Source organism: Mucilaginibacter sp. P4_G9 (assembly GCF_056400985.1).
Map to the genome: position 1 here is coordinate 1 of NZ_JBFUKF010000534.1, position 2795 is coordinate 2795.

Annotated in this window: 2 protein-coding genes; both read right to left on the reverse strand. The window is 40.8% G+C overall.

The genetic code is table 11. The features are described 5' to 3' along the window. Window positions 1-239: 239 nt before the first annotated feature. Window positions 240-1952 (reverse strand): ABC transporter ATP-binding protein, encoded by a 1713-nt coding sequence (locus tag AC1DPZ_RS24915; protein ID WP_477408559.1) that lies wholly within the window; start codon window positions 1950-1952, stop codon window positions 240-242. Further along, window positions 1952-2662, reverse strand: coding sequence for a 3'-5' exonuclease (locus AC1DPZ_RS24920; RefSeq protein WP_477408561.1), 711 nt, complete (start codon window positions 2660-2662; stop codon window positions 1952-1954). The genes AC1DPZ_RS24915 and AC1DPZ_RS24920 overlap by 1 nt, the downstream gene beginning before the upstream one ends. Window positions 2663-2795: the final 133 nt, after the last annotated feature.

Consider the following 2795-nt stretch of genomic DNA (forward strand, 5'->3'; position numbering starts at 1 on the left):
ATTTAACGTTGGTAAAACCAGTTATAGCGGAACGATGGATGCATCAAAGAAAGTATTAAAATTAACCTCATCAGGAGCAACAGTTAACTTCAACAAACAATAATTTAACGTTGGTAAAACCAGTTATAGCGGAACGATGGATGCATCAAAGAAAGTATTAAAATTAACCTCATCAGGAGCAACAGTTAACTTCAACAAACAATAATTGTTTATAAACCGTTTTGTACCCCAATAACAGATCATCCTTGCGGTATTGAAGCTATTAATCTTTTTGTGTAATCTGCTTTAGGGCGATAGTAAATATCATCGGGGTATCCTGTTTCAATGATCTCGCCTTTATTCATTACCATCATGCGGTCGGATATATGTTTGATTACGGCAAGATCGTGCGAGATGAAAATATAGGTCAGCTTAAACTCCTGCTGTAACTCGCGGATGAGGTTAAGCACCTGTGCCTGTACCGAAACATCCAACGCCGAAACGGATTCATCGCAAATAATAAATTTAGGTTGCAGGGCCAACGCCCTGGCTATCACGATACGTTGCCTTTGTCCGCCCGAAAACTCATGCGGAAAACGGTTGAAATGTTCTGGCAGCAGGTTTACTCTTTCTAATAACTCCAAAACATGCTTTTTGCGTTTTGTATTATTGGCATAAAACTGGTGTACCTGTAAAGGTTCCATTAAGGATTGACCAACCGTTAGTCGTGGATTTAAAGAGGAGTAAGGATCCTGGAATATGATCTGGATGTTCCGCCGGATCTCGCGCAGGTCGTTTTTTTTCAAACTTCCTAAATCTGTGTTTTCAAAGCTGATATTACCTGCGGTAGGTTCTATTAACCTTAAAATAGATCTGCCCAAAGTGGTTTTGCCACAACCTGATTCACCTACCAGGCCAAGTGTTTCGCCGGGAAAAACTTCGAAACTTACATTATTAACAGCTTTAACCATATTTGCCGAATGCCCAAATAACCCCGTTTTTACCGGGAACCATGTAGAAAGCTGATCTATTTTAAGTAAGGGCTGCTGCTTATAAAGTTCCTTTTTTCGTTCGGCTATTTCCTGCTCAGGATAGTAATACAATGCCCTGATGTTTTCTATTGTCACTGATGATTTATTACCAGCACCATCAACATCAAAAAAATCGGCTACAACCGGAAGCTTTTTTAAATGTTGATTTGGTGAAGGTCGGCAAGCCAGCAAGCCTCTGGTATAAGGGTGTTTAGGGTTTGCAAATAAGTCACCTACTTTAGCTTCCTCCACAATTTCGCCTTTATACATCACCATAACCCGGTCTGCAATTTCTTTTATCACGCMTAAATCATGCGATATGAATATCAAACTCATATGCCGAACGGTTTTTAGATTAAGCAAAAGTTCAATGATGGTTTTTTGTACAGTTACATCCAATGCAGTTGTAGGCTCATCAGCTATCAATATCTCTGGGTTACAGCACAGTGCCATCGCTATCATTACCCGTTGCTTTTGGCCACCCGAGATTTGGTGCGGATAGCTATCAAAAATAGCCTCGGGGCGGGGGAGTTTTACCTCGTTAAAGAGTTCGAGGGTTTTCTTTTTTGCTTCGGTTTTGGATACTTTTAAATGTAGTTGGATAGCCTCGGTAAGCTGATAACCACAGGTAAGTACCGGGTTAAGCGAGGTCATGGGTTCCTGGAAGATCATAGCCATCCGATTGCCGCGGATGTGGCGCATATCAGCTTCGGAAATTTTGCAAAGGCTTACATCATTTAAAAGCACTTCGCCGCTAATTACTGTTTGATGCTCATTCAGCAAACGCATCAGCGCAAGCGAAGTAACCGACTTACCAGAACCAGATTCACCAACTATACCGATAGTTTCACCTTTTTTTAAATTAAAGGATATGTTTTTTACTGCAGAAAATAAGCCATCTCCGGTTTTAAAACTAATTGCAAGGTTTTTTACTTTCAGCATTATTGCCCTACTATGGTTATCATTTCATCTTTAATTAATTCTTCGCCCCGGTAACGCCTTATCAGTTGCGCTGTGGCTACCACATCTTTTTGACAATAGGTACAAATTCGGTCGAGCTGGTTTTCGTTCCAATAAACATGCCCCACCATGCTGCCGTCAATATCATCTTTCGATGTAGGAATATCAAAAATAGCAGTAAGCAGGTTTAGCGATGTGTAATTTTTATAATCACCAAATTTCCACAGTTCCATGGTATCCAAATGGATTATTTCCCATGGCTTTTTGCCCGCGAGCTGCAATTGTGGCGGAAAAGGCAGGCCATTGATCAATAACCTGCGGCACATATACGGGAAATCAAATTCTTTACCATTATGTGCCACCAATATTAAATTGGCAGGCTGATTAAACAGCATTGCAGAAAATCGGGTTAAAAGATCTTTTTCATCGTGCCCGGCAAACGACTTAATGCGTAATCCGGTATCCTTGCCCGCGGTAAATATCCCGGCAGATATGCAGACAATCTTACCAAATTCGGCCCAGATACCTGCACGCTCGTAATAATCTTCGGGGGTATCATCCTTACGCTGATATTGCGTTTTTAGCTCCCATAGTTTTTGCATGTGTTCGGGCACCTCATCGTGGGTACTGTATTGTGGTACCGTTTCAATATCAATTACCAGTAAATTGTGCAGATCATACTGTTCAAGCATGCGGGATTATATTTATTGAGCCAATATAATAATTTAAGTTTTGAGTAATGGGTTTTGATGGATGAGATTACACGGCAATTACCAATCGTACCCTTATCATAAACCTTCCACTCACTTACGACGTCCTTACCAC

What these genes read in the sequence shown, in the direction of transcription:
- AC1DPZ_RS24920 (WP_477408561.1), bottom strand. Translation starts at nt 2,662, where the DNA reads ATGCTTGAACAGTATGATCTGCACAATTTACTGGTAATTGATATTGAA.